At 64.8% G+C, this 17375-nt stretch carries 17 protein-coding genes and 1 pseudogene; 7 read left to right on the top strand and 11 right to left on the bottom strand.

Annotation, left to right across the window (positions count from 1 at the left end; genetic code table 11):
- Positions 1–137: 137 nt before the first annotated feature.
- From ACQR1H_RS27090 to ACQR1H_RS27075, 4 genes and pseudogenes are all read right to left on the bottom strand, one after another.
- Positions 138–599, bottom strand: a complete 462-nt coding sequence (locus tag ACQR1H_RS27090) for a GNAT family N-acetyltransferase (RefSeq protein WP_434908458.1) — start codon at positions 597–599, stop codon at positions 138–140.
- 412 nt (positions 600–1011) lie between these two features.
- A pseudogene (locus ACQR1H_RS27085) lies at positions 1012–1536 on the bottom strand (phage terminase large subunit); the annotation flags it as partial.
- A 258-nt stretch (positions 1537–1794) separates the two neighbouring features.
- Positions 1795–2058, bottom strand: a complete 264-nt coding sequence (locus ACQR1H_RS27080) for a hypothetical protein (protein ID WP_316216954.1) — start codon at positions 2056–2058, stop codon at positions 1795–1797.
- A gap of 40 nt (positions 2059–2098) precedes the next feature.
- On the bottom strand, positions 2099–2221 hold the full coding sequence (locus tag ACQR1H_RS27075) for a hypothetical protein (RefSeq protein ID WP_434908457.1): 123 nt from the start codon (positions 2219–2221) through the stop codon (positions 2099–2101).
- Positions 2222–2723: 502 nt separating this feature from the next.
- Here ACQR1H_RS27075 and ACQR1H_RS27070 point away from each other — a divergent pair.
- Complete coding sequence (locus tag ACQR1H_RS27070) at positions 2724–2909, top strand: hypothetical protein (protein ID WP_315803600.1); 186 nt, start codon at positions 2724–2726, stop codon at positions 2907–2909.
- Positions 2910–2921: 12 nt separating this feature from the next.
- Here the strand turns inward: ACQR1H_RS27070 and ACQR1H_RS27065 are convergent, their stop codons facing one another.
- Entirely contained in the window at positions 2922–3857 is a 936-nt protein-coding gene (locus ACQR1H_RS27065) for a hypothetical protein (RefSeq protein ID WP_434886382.1), read from the bottom strand.
- A gap of 99 nt (positions 3858–3956) precedes the next feature.
- Positions 3957–7814 carry an ATP-binding protein gene (locus ACQR1H_RS27060; RefSeq protein WP_434908456.1) on the bottom strand — a complete coding sequence of 1286 codons (3858 nt, stop codon included), beginning with the start codon at positions 7812–7814 and terminating at the stop codon, positions 3957–3959.
- A 163-nt stretch (positions 7815–7977) separates the two neighbouring features.
- Between ACQR1H_RS27060 and ACQR1H_RS27055 the strand changes: the two genes are divergently transcribed.
- Together ACQR1H_RS27055 and ACQR1H_RS27050 are read left to right on the top strand one after the other, a co-directional pair.
- A complete protein-coding gene (locus ACQR1H_RS27055; protein WP_315803603.1) occupies positions 7978–9282 on the top strand; it encodes an NRAMP family divalent metal transporter in 1305 nt (434 codons plus the stop codon).
- Positions 9283–9477: 195 nt separating this feature from the next.
- Entirely contained in the window at positions 9478–11109 is a 1632-nt protein-coding gene (locus tag ACQR1H_RS27050) for an NAD-dependent malic enzyme (protein WP_316217070.1), read from the top strand.
- Positions 11110–11164: 55 nt separating this feature from the next.
- On the opposite strand, the gene rocF is transcribed toward ACQR1H_RS27050, so the two are convergent.
- Positions 11165–12139: an arginase gene (gene rocF / locus ACQR1H_RS27045; RefSeq protein WP_316180030.1), complete on the bottom strand. Its 975-nt coding sequence runs from the start codon at positions 12137–12139 to the stop codon at positions 11165–11167.
- Between the two features lie 198 nt (positions 12140–12337).
- Between rocF and ACQR1H_RS27040 the strand changes: the two genes are divergently transcribed.
- Positions 12338–12598: a hypothetical protein gene (locus tag ACQR1H_RS27040; protein WP_315803605.1), complete on the top strand. Its 261-nt coding sequence runs from the start codon at positions 12338–12340 to the stop codon at positions 12596–12598.
- A 10-nt stretch (positions 12599–12608) separates the two neighbouring features.
- Here the strand turns inward: ACQR1H_RS27040 and ACQR1H_RS27035 are convergent, their stop codons facing one another.
- On the bottom strand, positions 12609–13805 hold the full coding sequence (locus ACQR1H_RS27035) for an OpgC domain-containing protein (RefSeq protein WP_410051950.1): 1197 nt from the start codon (positions 13803–13805) through the stop codon (positions 12609–12611).
- Between the two features lie 343 nt (positions 13806–14148).
- Here ACQR1H_RS27035 and ACQR1H_RS27030 point away from each other — a divergent pair, with 343 nt between their 5' ends.
- The 3 genes from ACQR1H_RS27030 to ACQR1H_RS27020 all read left to right on the top strand — a co-directional run bounded on the left by ACQR1H_RS27030 (position 14149) and on the right by ACQR1H_RS27020 (position 15288).
- Entirely contained in the window at positions 14149–14397 is a 249-nt protein-coding gene (locus tag ACQR1H_RS27030; RefSeq protein WP_315803607.1) for a hypothetical protein, read from the top strand.
- Between the two features lie 274 nt (positions 14398–14671).
- The gene (locus ACQR1H_RS27025; RefSeq protein WP_316216958.1) at positions 14672–14824 is read left to right on the top strand and encodes a hypothetical protein; all 153 of its coding nucleotides are present in this window, start codon (positions 14672–14674) and stop codon (positions 14822–14824) included.
- A 149-nt stretch (positions 14825–14973) separates the two neighbouring features.
- Complete coding sequence (locus ACQR1H_RS27020; protein ID WP_316216959.1) at positions 14974–15288, top strand: c-type cytochrome; 315 nt, start codon at positions 14974–14976, stop codon at positions 15286–15288.
- Between the two features lie 108 nt (positions 15289–15396).
- Here the strand turns inward: ACQR1H_RS27020 and ACQR1H_RS27015 are convergent, their stop codons facing one another.
- From ACQR1H_RS27015 to ACQR1H_RS27005, 3 genes are all read right to left on the bottom strand, one after another.
- Positions 15397–15750: a phasin gene (locus tag ACQR1H_RS27015; RefSeq protein ID WP_316180022.1), complete on the bottom strand. Its 354-nt coding sequence runs from the start codon at positions 15748–15750 to the stop codon at positions 15397–15399.
- Between the two features lie 90 nt (positions 15751–15840).
- The gene (locus ACQR1H_RS27010) at positions 15841–16143 is read right to left on the bottom strand and encodes a hypothetical protein (protein WP_315803610.1); all 303 of its coding nucleotides are present in this window, start codon (positions 16141–16143) and stop codon (positions 15841–15843) included.
- Between the two features lie 202 nt (positions 16144–16345).
- Complete coding sequence (locus ACQR1H_RS27005; protein WP_315803611.1) at positions 16346–17365, bottom strand: GlxA family transcriptional regulator; 1020 nt, start codon at positions 17363–17365, stop codon at positions 16346–16348.
- Positions 17366–17375 lie beyond the last annotated feature (10 nt).

The raw sequence follows: 17375 nt of genomic DNA, 5'->3' as shown, positions 1-17375 counted from the left end.
GCGCGGCTTGCCTTCCAACGTCCGACAACGCATGGTTAGCTCAACGGCGGCCGCAAAAAAAGCCCGGGTCGGAGCTGTCGAGCCGGCCTAGTCCTGCTGCAGCGCAATGCAATCTGCATAAGGCGTCGGTCGACAGCTCACCGCCGGATCATCTTGCGCCAATAAAGCGAGTTCCCCCAGGCCCAGGGCCGGCCCGATTGGAACAACACATATCCGCACCGAATGAAATTGTTCGCGGAGACGATGTTGCAGGTCGTGTCCGAAACGATGCAATCCAGTCCCGAGCGGCGCGCGCGCAGCTCGATCGTACGCATCAGCCGCCGCTGCAGGCCGTAACCACACCGCTCTTGGAGAACACCAACCCTCGAAAGGTAGGCGATGCCTTTGCCGAGGGATGACGGCGTCATTCCGGCGAAGGCAACGGGCCGTCCGAGCTCGGTCGATATCCACCATTGTCCGCTCTCGAAATCAGGCAGAGGCGCGCAATCGAGGAATGTGCGCGCATGGAGCTCCTTCAAGGTGTCGAGAACGTCAGGCTCGCAAGCGTCGACCTCCCTGATGCGGAAGCGGCGGTCTCGCCGTAAGGTCCTGGCTGGCACGGCATTACCTTCCGAGCACGACTTTGATGCCGAGCCAGATCGCGCCGATCAGACCTGTCGCGATGACCGTGATGACGGCCTTGAACGTGTAGCTCTGAGCCTGCTCCACGCTCTTGCGCCAGCGCCGCAGGTGCTGGAAATCGGCTCTCATTTCGTTGCCGACCCACTGCGCGATCCAGATCGTGAAGGCGTCGGCCGTGGCGCCGGCGCCCCCGATATCCACGAAGGCGCGCAACGGCAGCAGCGGATCCGCCGCCACCCTGCCGATCCGCCCGTCGCGCTTCGCTTGCGCCAGCAGATCGGCGAAATAGGCTCCTTCGAACGCGCGCACGTAGTCGCCCTCCCAAATGTGCTCGTAGCGATCCGGATAGAGCGCAAGGTCGAGCCGCCGCTCTTCCTCCAGCACCGCCGGAAGCCACGGGTTGTCGCGCCAATTCGCCTTGACCACGACCGCCCCATCCGGCTTGCGGCTGCGCAGGAAGTCGTCGACGGCATCCGACTTGCGGCGCGGATTCCAGCTCGCCCACAGCTCCGAGCGCGGCGCGCGGATCGTCGGCCGCAGCAGCGACAGCGAGCGCGCGCTCAGGGTCTGTGCCTCGTCGATCCAGGCGATGCGGAATCCCTCCAGCGACTTGATTGACTCCGCCGTGTGATCCTGCATCCCGCGAAAGATGATGAGCCCATCGCCCGGCGTCGCGATGCGATCGCTGAACGGCCGGAAGCCCTGGCCGAGGCCCAGCGTTGCGATCTTGCCCTCGATCAGCCGCTTCGAGGATTGCGCCAGCGTCCGCTGCGCCTCGCGGATGCAGACCGCGAGCGTACCCCGCTCGGCCTGGCAGGTCTCGACCAGCAGTTCGCCGAAGAAGTGCGACTTGCCTGAGCCGCGCCCGCCGAACGCGCCCTTGTAGCGGGCCGGCGCGAGCAGCGGCTCGAACACTTTCGCGGTGGGAATCTTGAGGGTGGACAATGGTAGGCCTCGCAGCAGTCGGTCTGCAGTTCGGCGCGGTGGATCATCGCGCTCGCGACAGTGCAGGGATCAGATCAAGTTGTCGCCAAGACCCACGCCGCTCAGACAGCATGTTCGGTAAAGGCGCTCCCTAGACAGCCGCGCTCATGTGGCGATGACCATTTTCTTGAGAAGCTCTTTGGGCGATAAGATGCTCGGTGCCCGCGCTCCGTTCCGCAGCAATTGCCATCACTCATCCACCTGCTCCTCATCGTGCTCATCCGGATGCACGATGACCCGCTCGATGCGGTGGATCAGCTCCAGTGCACCGTCCTCACCGTTCTGTAGCGCTTGAGGCGCTTTGCCCCAGCCGCGATCGAGGATGGCATTGGCGGCCGACACGCGGGCCGCATGGGTCGCCTTGGGCGAGCGCATCACACCGACCAGCGTGTTGATCGCCGTCTTGGTGTGGCTGCGCGCCATCGAGCGGATTTCAGTGATCGTCTTCGACATGGTCGCTTCCGGAATCTTGCAAAGTGGATTTGGAACGTGGTCACGACAGCGCATCGCCGGCGGCGATCGCGACGAGCCCTACCAGGGCGAGCGAAATCAGATAGACGGTCATCGTCCTGTCCCGATCGGTTGAAAGCAGAAAGGCGCGGCGGATCGCGGCCAACGCGATCGCTTCGGGCGCGAACCTTATCCCTCGCGTGAGGGACCGCTGCGGGCACGACGACGATCATCGTGCCCGCGACCACCCCGTTCGCGCGGGACGGTCAACATCCGGATGACTATGAGAGCACACGCTGCCGAACGGCAAAATGAGGTGATCCGGAAGCAGTCGCGCCAGCATCCCCGAACAGGAGCGCACCGCTGTTGGCGGGCTGCGGCCACCGCGATTTCGGAAATTTCGATGCTGACATTTTGTCAGTGATTTGCCCGACGTGTCAAATTTGATCGAAATGCGGCGATCGGGTTTTCCGATTTCGATAACCGCCGCGCGAATTTCCTTTCCTGAAACATAAAAAGCCCGCTGCCGACTAATCGGCGCGGGCTCTATGATTTTTTCGACGTTGGCAAAATGCGCCTGATTTGCCCGACGTGTCAAGCGCCCAAATGCGCGCCGATCGTCAGTTCATTTCGCAGCTCATCGGGCTGAGCCGGAAGGAGGTTTCTTGATGTATGTCGTCGCAGTCGTTCTGGCCGCCTTGTCCGCGCTGTTCTACGCGGCCGCGCAGCATCAGCTCGGATCGGTCGGTGCCGACGTCTGCAGCTACGGCAGCCTGTTCTGCGATAAGCCGCACTACATGATGACGGGTGCGCTGCTCGCGGGCCTCTGGGGCAAGTTCGTCAGCATGCGATAGCAGCGTCGACGATCAGTTCTTGATCGCGTAGAGCGGCGTTCGCACGGTCAGCTGATAGACCGGCTTCGGCGCCCATGCGATCTGCGCCGTGATGCCGAACAGGCGATTGTCGTCGTCATCCATGCGATCGAGATCGAGCCTGACCAGTGGCTGCGTGTAGGCCGCGATCGGCGCGAGGGCGAGCAGCTGCGCACCGCCGAACGACTGCAGCCCGACCCGCGCGGAGACCTTCCAGTTGTTGTCCCACTGATAGAAGCCGCCGACATAGCCGGCGGTGGTGTCGCCGATCCGCGCCAGAACGGTGTCGATCTCCGTGTGAGCATATTGGATGCCCGCCAGCCAGCCGCGCATCTCGTCGGGGTCGAGCGCGTATTTCGCCTCGACCACCGTATTGAACGACGTTGTCGCCAACGGCGAGTCCGGCACCGACCGCGTCAGCGTCGACTGCAGCGTCAAGGTCGGAAATGCGCCACCGTTCTGCTGATAGACATCGGCCTGGAAGCCGAGGAACCAACTCGTCACCGCGACGTCAGACCAACCGGACAGGCCGTTGTAGGACGCGCTGCCGGTGAAGCCGCCATAGAGCGAGAGCGCGTCGCCGAGATCCGCCGTGAGCGGAACGTCGACGCCGACGCCCTGGTTGGTCGGGGCCGAGAGCTGCGGGCGCCCCGGCAAGGTTGGCCGGTCGAGCAGCTTGCGCAAGGTTGCGAGCTGCGACAGCGTTCCGAACAGCGAGGTGTCGCCGAGGCCCGTCGACAACGCCCCGCCGGGCAGATAGGCGTAGTTCGTGCGGAAATCGATATAGACGTTGGCAAGAGCCGCCGGCTCATCCGCCTCATCGTCCTTGGCAAGGGCACTGCCGCTCATGACCAGTGCCGCGCCCGCGACAAGAGCAGATATCCGCCGCTGCGTCCGACCGCCGCGCAGCCGCCATTCCTCGTGTGCCATGAGACTTCCCCCAGCACCGAAAATACGCCGGTCAAGCGCGATCCTTCAAGTGCTGATCGCGCGAAGCCGACCGGGGTCAGGGGAAAGCTGCCGCGCGTCTCATGCCGACGGCGCCGGCTTCGCGCCTGCCGCTCGCGTGGCCATGACATGGCGCAGCACGCGCGACAGCTCGTCGACCGAGTAAGGCTTCTGGATCAGGCTGAAACCGTGGCGGTCACCGTCAGCGAGGACATGACTGTAACCGCTGTTGAGCACGATCGGGATCATCGGCAACCGCCGGCGGATTTCCTGGCCGAGCGTCACCCCGTCCATGCCGGGCATCACGACGTCGCTGAGCACGAGATCGAAGCTCTCGGGATTCTCGTCGATCATCCGCAGTGCATCCGTTCCGCTGCGCGCAAGCACCGTCCGGTAGCCGAGGTCCTCGAGCAATTGCGTGGAAAATTCGCCGATCTCCGGGTTGTCCTCGACGACCAGCACGCTCCAGCGCGCAGCGAGCTGTTCGGCATCCTGCTCGCTCCGCTCGCGCGGTCCCAGTGGTTTGTCCGTCAGCGGAAGCAACAATGTCAGCGTCGTGCCCTTGCCGAGCTCGCTGTCGACCAGCACCCGTCCGCCGGACTGATGAACGAAGCCGTACACCTGGGACAGACCGAGGCCGGTACCGCGCCCAACGCCCTTGGTGGTGAAAAACGGCTCGAAGATCCGGTCGATCTGATCTGGAGGAATGCCGGATCCGGTGTCGCTGACCGCAATGGAGACGAACGACGACTGCCCGGACTGACCGCCCTCCCGGACGATCTCGCCGCGAATGCTCAGAACGCCCCGCCCCTCCATCGCATCGCGCGCATTGGCGACGAGGTTCACGAGCGCCGTCTCGAACTGATTGATGTCGACGTCGACCGGAAGCGGGCGCAAAGCGAGATCGAGCTCGATCACAGCCGGTGCGCCGAGCACGGTCTGCAGCATCTCCTCGATCCGCTCGATATGAACAGCGGCATCGAAGACGCGGCGCTCCATCGGCGTCCGCCGCGCGAAGGCGAGCAACTGTCCGGTGAGCTTGGCGGCGCGATCCGCCGTGTCCGAGATCGCATCCACGTAGCGCCGCATGCGCTCCGGGGACAGCTGGCGCCGGCGCAACAGGTCGGCCGACGACCGGATCACGGTCAGCAGATTGTTGAAGTCGTGCGCGACGCCGCCGGTGAGCTGGCCGATCGCCTCCATCTTCTGGGCCTGGCGGAACGCCTCCTCCGCCTTGCGCCGTTCGGTCAGCTCGACCGCCTCGGGCACGATGGCGGCCACCTGTCCGGTCTCATCCCGCACCGGCCGCATCTGGAAGTCGAACCAGCGTGAGCCGCCGACCGGCAGTTCGAGCTGCAACTCCTGGCGGGCCCCGTCGCCGCGAGCGACGGCGTCAACCAGGGATCTGATCACCTCGGGCATGCCGGGCGTACCCGCAAACCACGGCGTCTCCCAGAATGGCAGCCCTGCGACCTCGTGCAGCGGCGCAGCGATCGCTTCGAGCGAGGTCGCATTGGCGTCCAGAAGCGTCCCATCGGACGAGAGCAGCGCTTGGAACGTGTAGCTCGCCTCGAAGATCGTCCGCAGCCGCGCCTCCTTGGCCTGCAGCTCCGCGGTACGCTCGGAGACCTGCGTCTCCAGACGCTCGTTCAGCTCACGCAGCGTGATCTCGGCCTCGTGCCGCACCCGCGACAGATCGATGTTGGCGCGCACCCGCGCCAGCAGCTCGCGCGCGCTGAACGGCTTGGTGAGATAGTCGCTCGCCCCGGCATCAAGTCCCTCCACCGTGGCCTCCTCGCCGGCGCGCGCCGACAGCATGACCACAGGAATGTCGCGAAGCTGCGCATCGCCACGCAGCACTCTCAGCAGGCCGAAGCCGTCGAGCCCCGGCATCATAACGTCGGTCAGCACCAGATCGGGGCGGCGCCGTCGGACGGCCTCGAGGGCCGCGATGCCATCGCTGACCGCCTCCACGTCATAATCCTCGCCGAGCAAACGGCGGACGTAGTCGCGCATATCAGGATTGTCGTCCGCGAGCACCACGCGATCACGGGCCGATGCCGTCGCGGAGCGAACTCCGAGGTCATCGGATGACGACGGGTGAGGAAGCTCGAACCGCCCACCGCCGTTCAGCCATCCGAGCGCCTCCTCGATGTAGGCTTCGGCACGCACGTTGGTAACGGCCAGGACACGGGAAGGTCCGATCTGGCCCGCCGGCAGATGCGCCGAGCCTAGCGGAATTCGCACGGTGAAAACCGAGCCGCGGCCGAGTTCGCTGTCTACGGCGATCTCCCCGCCATGAAGCCTCACCAGTTCCTGAACGAGAGCGAGACCGATGCCGCTGCCCTCGAAGGATCGGCCGCGCGCACCTTCGATTCGACGAAACCGTTCGAACAAATGCGGCAGCTCACTGGGCGGAATGCCGGTGCCGGTGTCGCGAACCTCGAGCTCGGCATGATTGCCGTCAGTGGACAAGCCGATCGACACCGCGATTTCACCTTCGAGGGTGAACTTGAACGCATTCGACACCAGATTGAGAACGATCTTCTCCCACAAGTCGCGGTCGACATACACCGGCTCGGACAGGGGCGTGCGGTCGATGGTGAGACGCAGGCCGGCAGGATCCGTCGCCGAGCGGAAGTTGGACACGAGCTCGGCAGTGAAACCCGCAAGATCGATCGGCTCGAAATGCGCGGTCATGCGGCCGGCCTCGATGCGCGAAAAGTCGAGCAGCGTGTTCACGAGCTTCAGCAGACGAATGCCGTTGCGGTGGATCAGGCTGAGGGCGGATCGCGCCTCGGGGGTGAGTTGGGCCTCGGCGCGGCCGAGCAGCTCTTCCAGCGGGCTCAACATCAGCGTCAGTGGCGTACGAAACTCGTGGCTGATGTTGGAAAAGAACGTCGTCTTGGCGCGGTCGATTTCGGCCAGCGCTTCCGCCCGGCGCCGCTCTGCCTGATAGGCCCCGCCGTTGCTGACGGCCGCTGCAATCTGCCCCGCGACGAGGTTCAGGAAGCGGGCATAGCTCTCGTCGTAGAGGCGGAACGGATTGAGACCTGCGACGAGGAAGCCGCCCCGTCCGGCTTCCCCCGACGCGGGCAGCGGAAGCACAACGGCGTGCTGTGGCGGCTGACGCCATCCGCCGGTCGGAAAGCTGAGACCGAACCGCCGCGGAAGGTCACGAACCAGCACCGCATCCTGCAGCTTCAGCGCTTCGGCCAGAGGCCACGTTCCTTCCGGCTGAATTCTCAGCCTCGGCTGAGCAGCGGGATGATCGCGGTCGATGCCGGTCAAGGCCTGCAGTCGCGCCGCCTCGCCGTCCGGGTCGGTCATGTAGATCATCGCGAACGGAAGGTCGCGCGCCTCCCGCGCCAACGCGTCCGCGCAGCTTGCGCAGGCCTGATCGATGCTGCGGGCCCCGGCCCCGGCATTTGCGAGTTCGCGCAGCAACGAGAGCTGGCGCTCGCTGATCACGCGCTGAGTGTCATCGGTGTTGGCGCAGAAGATTCCTCCAGGTGATCCATCGTCGTCCGGAATGGGACTGTAGGAGAACGTGTAGTAGGTCTCCTCGGGAAAGCCGTTGCGCTCCATGATCAGGAGTTGCGCCTCGACATAGGTGCCCTGGTCACCGCCGCCGGCCTTGGCCAGCAACGGACCGATGTCCTCCCAGATCTCGTGCCAGACTGCAGAGATCGGTCGGCCGAGTGCCCACGGATGTTTGCCGCCGATGATGGTCTTGTAAGCATCGTTGTAGAGATAGATCAGCTCCCTTCCCCAACCGATCCAGATCGGCTGTTGGGATGTCAGCATGATCCTGACGGCCGTCTTCAGGCTCTGCGGCCAATGCTCCGGCGGTCCGATCGAGGTGCTCTCCCAATCGAACCGCAACATCAGTCCGGCCAGCTCACTGCCTCCGGAAAAAAGCCTCTCGCGCTCGGCCATGCCGAGCTCCTGATCATGCCCTGTTTGCCGCTCGTCCGGCACGCGCTCCCCCTGGTCGAAATCCGACGTGATCTGGAACGCAGGTACTCTCCTCCGGTTCCGGAGCCGGGAACAAAAAGGGGGCGTGCGACTTCGAGACATACACCGCCGGGGGAGCGCTGCCATGGCCACGACCGTTGCATCTGAACCGAACACACCGAGACGGTCGCCCTGGAGCGTATTCCGGCTGTTGGGTCCAGGTCTCGTGACCGGTGCCGCTGACGACGACCCGTCGGGAATAGCAACGTACTCCCAGGCCGGCGCGCAGTTCGGTTATGGGCTGTTGTGGACGGTCTTTCTGACAGCGCCTTTCATGATCGCGATCCAGCTGGTGAGCGCGCGCATCGGCCGTGTCACCGGCAAAGGGCTGGCGGCCAACATCACCGCGCTTGCGCCACGCGGGATCGTCTTCGGCCTCGTCGCGCTGCTGGTCGGCGCCAACACCTTCAACATCGCAGCCGATATCGCGGCGATGGCGGAGTCGCTGTCGCTGGTGATCGGCGGTCTCAATCATGAGCACGCGCTCATCTTCGCCGCCGGGTCGACGCTGCTCCAGGTATTCCTGCCCTACCGCCGCTACGCACCTTTCATCAAGGTGCTGACCCTCAGCCTGTTCGCCTACGTCGCGACCGCCTTGATGGTCAAAGTGCCCTGGAGCACGGCGCTGCTCGCGGCGGTTTGGCCCAGCCTCTCGACGGAGGCCGACTATCTGCTGACGGTGGTGGCTGTGCTCGGCACCACCATCAGCCCCTACCTGTTCTTCTGGCAGGCCTCGCAGGAGGTCGAGGAGATGAACCAGGGCAAGGTCGACCGTCCCTTGCGCGAGCTGTCGAAGAAGGACCACCCCGACCTCCGCCGGATCAGGATCGACACCACGATCGGCATGATCTTCTCCAACGCGATCGCGTTCTTCATCATCGTGACGACCGCCACGGTGCTGCACGCGCATGGCATCACCAAAATCGACTCGGCGACGCAGGCGGCCGAAGCCCTGCGCCCGCTCGCGGGCGACTTCACCTTCCTGTTGTTCGCGCTCGGCATCATCGGGACCGGCATGCTGGCGATCCCGGTGCTGGCGGGCTCGGCCGCATACGCCGTCGCCGAGATCTTCGGCTGGCACGCGACCCTGGAGGCCAAGCCGGACGAGGCGGTCGGCTTCTACAGCATCATTGCTGCCGCCACGATCATCGGCTTCGGGCTCGGCTTCACCGGCATCGACCCGATCCACATGCTGGTGTGGAGCGCCGTGCTCAACGGCATCGCCGCCGTGCCGATCATGGCGATGATGATGGTTATCGTGTCCAATGCCGGGCTGATGGGCCGCTTCCGCGGACGGTCCTGGCTGATCGCCCTGGGATGGATGGGGACAGGCATCATGGCCATCGCCGTGCTGGCGCTGCTGTGGTCATTCGTCACGGGCCGCGCCTAGCGGCCATCGCATGTCCCTCTGCGTCGGCTGCAACGCAGTTGCACAACGTCATTGGTGCAACGCGAAGCGTAAACTGTGTTAACAGTCCGTTCCCGCCATCCCGCCGCGATTGATGCCGATCAACGCCGGGCGCGCGCCGGTATGGCGGTGCTCGAACAAAGGACCTCGGAGACTGCCTTGACCCAGCCGCAACGCATGAGCGCATCGACGCTCCCCCCCTATTCTCCGCGCGGACTCGCGCTGCTGCGCGATCCGCTGCTCAACAAGGGCACCGGCTTCACCGAGCAGGAGCGCGATGCGCTCGGCCTGCGCGGCTTCCTGCCCGCCGGGGTCATGTCGATGCCGGCCCAGGCCGAGCGGATCCTGGTCAATCTTCGCAGCCTGTCCAGCGACCTCGAGAAGTATGTGGCACTGAACGCGCTGCATGACCGCAACGAAGCGCTGTTCTTCCGGGTGGTCTGCGACAATATCGACGAGATCCAGCCGCTGATCTACACGCCGACCGTCGGCCTCGCCTGCCAGAAATACGGTCTGATCTTCCAGCGTCCGCGCGGCCTGTTCATCTCGGCCAACGACCGCGGTCGGATCGCGGAGATCCTCGCCAACTGGCCGTACCGCGCCAGGCTGATCGTGGTCACCGACGGCGAGCGCATCCTGGGTCTCGGCGATCTCGGCGCCAACGGCATGGGCATTCCGGTCGGCAAGCTGTCGCTGTACTCGGCCTGCGCCGGCATCCATCCGGAAGAGTGCCTGCCCGTCATGCTCGATGTCGGCACCAACAACGAAGAGCTTCTGGCCGACCCCTACTACATCGGGCTGCGCCAGAAGCGCCTTACAGGCGAAGCCTATGACGCCTTCGTCGACGAGTTCATGACCGCGGCCCGCGCCGCCTTCCCGGGCGTGCTGATCCAGTTCGAGGATTTCGCCAACCACGCCGCGTTCAAGCTGCTGCACAAATATCGCGACGATGCCTGCGTCTTCAACGACGACATCCAGGGCACCGCGGCGGTGGCGCTCGCCGGCTTGTTTTCGGCGCTGCGCATCACCGGCGGCAAGCTCCGCGACCAGACGGTGCTGTTCCTCGGCGCCGGCGAGGCGGCCACCGGCATCGCGGATCTCGTCGTCTCCGCCATGATGGCCGAGGGCCTGTCCGAAGCAGAGGCGCTGCGGCGCAACTGGCTAACGGACTCGCGCGGCCTCGTCATCAAGGGGCGGGAGAACCTGCACGGCCACAAGCTGCGCTATGCGCACGACCAGGCGCCGATCGCAGACTTCCTGACCGCGATCAGGACGCTGAAGCCGACGGCGATCATCGGCGTGGCGGCCGTCGGCGGCGCCTTCACGCCGGAAGTGCTGCAGGCCATGGCCGAGCTGAACGAGCGCCCCATCATCTTTGCGCTCTCCAACCCGACCTCGAAGGCGGAATGCTCGGCGGAGTCGGCCTATCGCTATACCCAGGGCCGCGCGCTGTTCGCCTGCGGCAGCCCCTACGATCCGGTCAAGCTCGACGGCAAGACCTTCGTGCCGCGTCAGGGCAACAACTCCTACATCTTCCCCGGCGTCGGCCTCGGCGCCATCGCCAGCGGCGCGCGGCTGGTGACCGACGAGATGTTCATGGCCGCCGCGCATACCCTGGCGAACTGCGTCACCGGCGCCGATCTCGAGCAGGGCAGCCTCTACCCGGCGCTGCCGCGCATCCGCGAGGTGTCTGCCCATATCGGCGCCGCGGTGGCCGGCGTTGCCTATCAGAACGGGCTCGCCACGGGCCCTGCGCCGAACGATCTGCTCGGTTTCGTCGAGTCGAAGATGTACGACGCCCGCTACTGAGCCCGAGATCGCGGATGCCTCGGGCTCACCGAGGTCGAGCGAGGAGGCATCCGCTCTATTGATCCGGAACGATCGCATTGGTCGGCGTCGGCCGGTCCGTGATCTGCTGACCGAACAGGCTCGCGATCAGTTCGACCGCGACGCGCGCAGTCTTGCCGCGCTCGTCGAGGAACGGGTTGAGCTCGACGATGTCGACCGAACGGACCAGGCCGGAATCGTGCAGCATCTCCATGATGAGATGCGCCTCGCGATAGGTCGCGCCGCCAGGTACGGTCGTGCCGACGCCGGGGGCCACCTCGGGATCGAGGAAGTCGACATCGAAGCTCACATGCAGGACGCCGTTCCGCGCACGAACCCTGTCGAGGATCCGGCGCATCAGCACGCCGACGCCGAATTCGTCGATGGCGCGCATGTCGGCGATGCTGATACGCCGGAGACGCAGCAGCTCCTTTTCCGCCCTGTCGATCGAGCGGATGCCGAACAGCTCCAGCTGATCCGGGGGGATGGACGCGCGTGCCTCGTCGCCGAGCAGGCCGTCGAGACCCGGCTCGCCGCACAAGAACGCGGCGGACATGCCGTGCATGTTCGCCGTGATCGTGGTGTCCGGCGTGTTGTAGTCGGCATGTGCGTCGAGCCACAGCACGAACAGCTCCCGCCCGATCTCGCGGCAATGGCGCGCGACCCCGTTCACCGACCCCATCGATAGCGAATGGTCGCCGCCGAGAAACACCGGAATGGCGCCGGTCCGGGCCAGGTCATGGCTGCGGCGCGCCAGGACCCGCGACCAGCGCTGGATCTGGCGATAGTGCTTGGCCCTCGCCGGCGGCTCGTCTGCAGACTCCGTCATGTCGACGATGCCGACATCGCCGTAGTCGGTAACGTCGAGCCCTAGGCTTTCAAGCACGTTGATGAGACCTGCGGTGCGCAGCGCAGCCGGCCCCATCAGCGTGCCGCGGACCGACGCGCCGAGATCGATCGGCGCACCAAGGACGGCAATGCGATGTGGCGCTGTAAGGTCTGGAGAAGCCAAGACGGAATCCTTTCATCGACGGCCGGCCGCCCAGCGTAGCGCGATTTTGCACCGCGTGCTTCGCCGGTGATGCGTCTCGGTCCACGGGAACCAATCGCATCAGACGGCATTTTCAGGAACGTCACATCCGCCCTCGGCCGAATCGCGTCGGCACGGGGGGGGGCCAATCCGACGAGCCGCGGCAGGAAGGCGACCAAAGTGAGCAGCGAAACGTTCGAAACTCCTCCACAGCCGGGCGTCGCCGAACGCGCGCTCGACACCGCGACCGACATGTCGCGCACACTCGGGGAGATGGTCGGCACCTTGAGTGCGGCCGTCGACCGGCTCAGCGAAGCGGCAAGGGACGCGCGGCGGCCGGGGACCGCTCTGTCGACCGTCAGCGCGATCACCCGCGAGGCGCCGCTCGCGAGCCTGTTCGTCGCCTTCCTGTTCGGGGTCGCGGTCGCGCGCCGGCGCTGAAGGGTGGCGCTCAGAACAGCCGCGGTCCACGCCGGTCGAGCTGCGACTCCCAGGTCAGGAGCGTGGCGACCATGATCATGATCGCGATCCCCGCGACACTGATCAAAATTTGCATCGCGAACCCGCTCGCCACATCGGTCAGCACGACCTGGCCGAGAAAGGCCAGCAGCACACCCACGCAATAGATCGAGAGCGAGCTCTCACCGCACCTGATCATGGCCGTCGTCAGCGGACGGATCGGCCCCTTCCATTGCGGCGGCGCCAGCCGTGACACCACGAAGGCAAGCGCCAGGAAATGCAACAGCCGCACCGGCGCAAGGTGGCTCTTGTAGATCGGATAGATCAGGCCGCTGATGCCGGACGGGATCAGGCTCTCGAGACTCTTGAACTCCCAGCTGAGCGCCATCAGCAGACTGAAGACGAGATAGCCGATCGCCACGACCAGCAGCATCGGCGAGTCGAGGAGCCGGCGCAGCCGCGTGGTGCCGGCATAGCTGTACCAGGCGCCGATCACGAACAGGAACTGCCAGGCGAACGGATTGAAATACAGTTCGCCGCTCGGCCACGCCGGCACCTGCCAGCTGAACAGCTGAACCATCATGTAGAGCAGGAATGAAAGCACCAGCGTCAGCGTCGCGCTGGTCATCATCAGCCACAGGATAACGGGAAAGCAGAAGTGCAGGATTGCGAACGTCAGCAGGATGTCGGTGTTGACCGGCGCGAATTGCAGCAGCGCCACATGCACCAGCGTGGGCCCGGGCTCGCGGAAGAAGAAGCCGGTGTTGGTCTCGTCGACGAAGCGCGTGCCGCCGCCGATCACCCAGACCAGCGCCGCATAGGCGAGCAGCAGGACCAGGAACGCCGCATAGATCTCCCAGGCACGCCGCAACGCCCGCACCACCGTGGTCGCCCAGCCCTGGTCCCGCAGCGCTCCGCCATAGGCCAGCATGCAGGTGTAGCCGGAGATGAAGACGAACACCTCGGAGGTGTCGCTGAAACCGTAATTGCGCAGCGTCAGCCACGCCAGCGAGTTGTCTGGAACATGATCGATGAAGATGAACCAGAGGGCGAGACCCCGGCACGCGTCGACCCGGAGGTCACGCCGTCCGTTGCCGTTCCCGTTGCCGGCTGCCACGCTATCTGTCTTCGCCAGCTCTTGATCATCGGCAAACAAGATGGACCTCGTCTCGGGATGGCGGACCAACATCGACTCCGGCATGTCGTGCCTTAATATCTCCTGCCGGTCATCGATCGGAACTCGAATCCGAAACACGCGTCGTCCGCCCTTCTGGCAGATTTCGGGCCCTCGAACGCGCCCCCCCGTCTGCGTCTTCAGGTTGCCCCGCGCGATTTGCCGATTGTGCACAGCCGATATCCGCACTGGAAAAGTGTGCACGGAAGCCGGGTACCTGCGGAACATTGTCGGCATGGTGGTGTTAACCATCTCACCAACCGCGGAGCTGGCAATTGTTCCAGTCCCGTATTTGCCCGGATTGATTGTAGATTGGTTAGACGTTGACTTTGAGTGGAAGTGTTGACAGGGGGGTTCCGTGATCCACCGAGGTGTCCAATATACGGTCGTGGCGACTGCTGAACCGGACATTTGGGAATGGCGGTACGAGTTTGGCGATCAGATCAAGACCGGACGCACCCAGACCAGACTCGCCGCGCTCGCGGCGCGGCGCGTGAAGTCGAAGATCGATGCGGCCCTCCGTGCGGCCCAAACGGGTTCCGTGTCCACGGTGAACGTCGCCGAACGGATCGACAGGGCGAAGGCTGTATCGCATAGCCTGACCTGACATTCTGTTCCCTGGCAGTCCGGCGAGCGCCGGTCGGCTCATCGTCTGTTGAGACAGATCAAGGCATCGATGCCGGCATTTGTCATATTCAGGCTATGGAAACTCTCGTTTTTCGCTGCTCCCAGACGGGATCGAACGTTCAGATCGGCTTGGCCACACCGGCTCTTGCCGACCAGTTCGACGCCTATGAGGCGGCCGCATGCCCCGCATGTGGCGGTACGCACCTCGTCAACAGGCTGAGCGGAAAGATGCTGAGCGACAGGGAGGGCTCGACATGTCCTACGTTGCGGAAGAGTTGACGATCACCGCCTCGACCGACGTGTCTCGCCCGACCGATATGTCTTGGCTGCGCCGTGCGACCGCGCTCCTGAAGGCGATCGTCAGCCGGATCGACCTGTCCCACTTTCCCAAATCGTGCTGTAATTGACGTCGAGATTCATCGACGCGCCGCGTGCCTGCGCGGCGGAACGGCCAAGATCGCCCCTCTCCAGGGGCGAAACATTCCTTCATGAGCCGCTCGCCGCCACTTGGGCGAGGTGCGCCACCACCCAACAGACAAAGATCAGGAGTTTCTTGATGCACGCCTCGGTGATGAGAGTTATCGCGATCGCGATCGCGGCTGCGGCTTCGACACCGGCCTGGGCCGCCGATCCGGATCACGGCGGAGATCTGGCCCGTCGCTGGTGCGCCTCATGCCACCTCATCGAAGGGACGCAGAAGCAGGCCAGCGCGGACGTTCCCTCCTTCGCCCAGATTGCTAAGAAGACGGATTTCACGCCAGAGAAGATCGCGTTTTTCCTGCTCGACCCGCATCCGAAGATGCCAAGCTTTCCGCTCAACCGGCTGGAGGCAGCCGACATCGCCGCCTATATCGGCAGCCTGCGAAAATAGGGCTGGGCTCCTTCGCCCGTCTGGTCCGCCCGCGCCCATTCGGCGGCAGCGCTGCCGCCGAGTTCCGTCCATGCAGACCGTCGCTCCTGCGACGGCAAGGCTCGCGGTTCAGCTCTTGGGCTCGGTCACCTTGCTCGCGGCGGACATGATGCTCGCCGTGATCGTCTTCATGTGTTCACCGGCGTTGGTGAACTGGCTGCGCAGGAACTCGGACTGGATCCGCATCGCCTCCTCGAGCTCGGTGGCGTGAACGAGCTTTCGCGCGTGCTCGAAAGCCGTCTTGATGTTCTGCTCGGTGAGAGTGAGCGCCTGCTTGGACATGTCCGCGGCAGGGCCCGGAACCGTGCCGATCGACTTGCCGGCTGCGTCGAAGAACATCTCGAACGCCTTTTCCGCCTGCGAGATGGTCTTTTCGGCCAGGTCCCGCAGTTCAGCGGGCACTTCGAGTTTGGTTTGGGTCATCGTTGCGTCCTCCACGACAGATCCAACTACCACATCCGACTCCCTGCGTCGCCGTGCAAATGGATGCGGGAAGAAGCCGGCAAGCGCCTGTCAGAGCGCGGCCAGACGTTGGCGCGCGATCTGCAGCGCGTGCTCGATCGAAGCGAGATGACGATCATAGGTCAGCCGCGCGCGCTCGTCCGAAACGAAACCTGAGAGTTCTCGCGCATGCTGCAGGGCAAGATCGAGGAGGAGGACAGTTCTTCTCACATCTTCCCTGACGCCGAATGCACCGGCTCGCACGTTGTCCGTGTGGACGGCACCGGCCACCACAACCGCGGCCTTCGCTTGCGCCCTTGCAAAGGCGGCGTGAGGCAAGAGTACTCTCGTGCGAAAGGGAACGATGTTGGTCATTGGCCTTTTCCCACTGCTCTGCAGGGGCGGATCTGCATCGAATTTTCAGCGTTTTACCCGTGGCATTTTACGGAAGCCTTAGAGCGATCGCACACTTCATGGCCGCCCTGGCCGCAACGCGAGCGACGGGATTAACTTGAAGGCAAAGGGAGCGGCCTCGACTCCGGCGAAAAGTGTCAGCCGCGGTCGCGGCAAGCGCCGATCAGCCCGAAAAGCGACGCCGATACTCCGACGGCGACACACCGAGATGCCGCAGGAACGCCCGCCGCATGCGCTCGTCGTCGCCAAAACCAGCCCGTTTGGCGATTTCGACCACGTTTTCGACCTGGCGGCTTTCGAGCAGGAGGCGCGCCGTCTCGACCCTGAGCGCCTCGACTCCCTGTGCCGGTGTCATCCCGGTACGGCTGACATAGGTGCGGGCAAAGGTACGCGGCGTCATGCCGGCTCGCGCGGCCAGCGCCTCGACCCGCAGATCGCTGGCGATGTTCTCGATGATCCAGGCATGCAGCGCACTGAACCGACCCTCGACGTCGGACGCTTGCGCCGCCAGCACGGTCGAAAACTGACTCTGGCCGCCAGGACGTTTCAGAAAGACGACGAGCCGTCGCGCCACGTCGAGTGCGATCGTATGACCGAAATCCTCCTCGATCATCGCCAGCGCGAGATCGATGCCGGCGCTCACGCCTGCGGATGACCAGACCCGGCCGTCCTGCACAAAGATGGCGTCGGGCTCGACCTTCACGTTCGGAAAGCTGTCCTGCAGGCGCGGACAATAGCGCCAATGTGTCGCGGCCCGCCTGCCCTCCAGCGCTCCGACCCAGGCCAGCGCAAAGGCGCCGAGGCAGACGGACGCGATGCGGCGGGCGCCGGGAAGCACCTGGCCGATCCACTGCATCACCGTCTCGTCCTGCCGCAGCTTCCAGATGCCGGGCCCCCCCGGAATCAGCAGCGTATCGACCTCCTCAGGCTTCAGGGATGAGAGTGGCGCAGTGTCGATCATCAGGCCGACATCGGTCGGCACAAGCCCGCCTTCCTTGGACACGTAGCTCAGCACATAGCCCGGCGCCGGCAGCTCGATCTCGCTGAGCTCGGCAAACACCTGTGCCGGGCCGGAGACGTCGAGCAGTGTCACTCCAGGAAAGGCGAAGATCGCCAGCCGCCTTTCGGCACCATCTCGACGCACCGCAGCACGCCGGGGAGAGTTGGCAGAATTCGAGGGCATATTGTCCTTT

The organism is Bradyrhizobium sp. HKCCYLRH2015 (assembly GCF_051168215.1).
Taxonomy (GTDB): Bacteria; Pseudomonadota; Alphaproteobacteria; order Rhizobiales; family Xanthobacteraceae; genus Bradyrhizobium.
Note: the sequence above shows the minus strand (reverse complement) of the source record. Positions and strands in the feature narration are given on the sequence as shown.

Coding starts and splice junctions, on each gene's coding strand:
- ACQR1H_RS27080 (WP_316216954.1), bottom strand. CDS start 2,058: ATGTCGAAGACGATCACTGAAATCCGCTCGATGGCGCGCAGCCACACC.
- ACQR1H_RS27070 (WP_315803600.1), top strand. CDS start 2,724: ATGTATGTCGTCGCAGTCGTTCTGGCCGCCTTGTCCGCGCTGTTCTAC.
- ACQR1H_RS27065 (WP_434886382.1), bottom strand. CDS start 3,857: ATGGCACACGAGGAATGGCGGCTGCGCGGCGGTCGGACGCAGCGGCGG.
- ACQR1H_RS27060 (WP_434908456.1), bottom strand. CDS start 7,814: ATGGCCGAGCGCGAGAGGCTTTTTTCCGGAGGCAGTGAGCTGGCCGGA.
- ACQR1H_RS27055 (WP_315803603.1), top strand. CDS start 7,978: ATGGCCACGACCGTTGCATCTGAACCGAACACACCGAGACGGTCGCCC.
- ACQR1H_RS27050 (WP_316217070.1), top strand. CDS start 9,478: ATGAGCGCATCGACGCTCCCCCCCTATTCTCCGCGCGGACTCGCGCTG.
- ACQR1H_RS27035 (WP_410051950.1), bottom strand. CDS start 13,805: ATGTTGGTCCGCCATCCCGAGACGAGGTCCATCTTGTTTGCCGATGAT.
- ACQR1H_RS27025 (WP_316216958.1), top strand. CDS start 14,672: ATGTCCTACGTTGCGGAAGAGTTGACGATCACCGCCTCGACCGACGTG.
- ACQR1H_RS27020 (WP_316216959.1), top strand. CDS start 14,974: ATGCACGCCTCGGTGATGAGAGTTATCGCGATCGCGATCGCGGCTGCG.
- ACQR1H_RS27015 (WP_316180022.1), bottom strand. CDS start 15,750: ATGACCCAAACCAAACTCGAAGTGCCCGCTGAACTGCGGGACCTGGCC.
- ACQR1H_RS27010 (WP_315803610.1), bottom strand. CDS start 16,143: ATGACCAACATCGTTCCCTTTCGCACGAGAGTACTCTTGCCTCACGCC.
- ACQR1H_RS27005 (WP_315803611.1), bottom strand. CDS start 17,365: ATGCCCTCGAATTCTGCCAACTCTCCCCGGCGTGCTGCGGTGCGTCGA.